At 48.9% G+C, this 943-nt stretch carries 1 protein-coding gene; it reads left to right on the top strand.

The features are described 5' to 3' along the window. On the top strand, window positions 1-829 hold an 829-nt coding region (locus A3750_RS00920), incomplete at its 5' end, for a carboxylesterase (RefSeq protein WP_231871658.1). Window positions 830-943: the final 114 nt, after the last annotated feature.

Here is a 943-nt window from a genome sequence, read left to right as displayed (position 1 = left end):
AAGGAGTAGTATCATGACATCACTTATTTTCGTGCATGGATTTTGGACAACCCCCCGTATATGGGAACAGTATCAGAATTATTTTCATGCGCTTGGCTATCAGACGAAAGCGCTTGCACTGCCCCAGCATTTTTCTCGAAACCAGCCGCAACATCCCGAAGGTCTGAGTCTTGTTGACTACTTGGATTATCTAGAAGAAGAGTTTCGCGCCATCGCTATCAATGGTGGCAAAATCGTTGTCGCTGGTCACGGTATGGGTGCCGTTTTGGCGCTTCAGTTGGCTATGCGTGTTGATCCTGACGCATTACTGCTCCTTTCGCCCGAGGCGCCTTCTCCTATCGGTTCCGCACTTCCTCCAGCCCGAGCGCTTGTTGATACATGCACTACCCCCTTCTTTTGGAAACGGGGTATTAAGCCGACATTCCGCGCGGCACGAAATCTTCTGTTCAATAAACTCAATGATGAGACGGCGAAGAAATTCTATGGGTATCTCTGTTACGAATCAGGCCTAGCCATTCATCAGACCTGGTTTTGGTACCTTAATACTAAATCGAGTGCATCTATAGAGCGCGAAAAAATCTCCTGCCCCATCATGACCATCGCCGGTAGCGATGATCAATATTGCTCACCAAGAGTTGCACGACGTCTGGCTCGCCATCTTGGCCAGGGCCGTCACTTTCATCGTTTACAGGGCTTTGGGCATATGCTGCCTTTAGAAGACAAGAGCTTCACCGCTGCTAGGCAAATACACGTTTGGCTTTGTTGGCAGCTAGGGATGCAAAGCAACCCTAGCAATCAGCATCAGGGCTTAAATACAGCGACTGTATAACCCATGCCTTTCAGGTGGCTTGCATGCAGCTGGCTCATGGTGCCTTTCTCACAATAGATCAAGTAGCGCTGGGACTTATCCAAGCGCTCTACCTCACTCATTAACTCATAAAAC

The organism is Oleiphilus sp. HI0079 (assembly GCF_001635105.1).
This window is presented reverse-complemented; position numbering and strand designations above follow the sequence as displayed.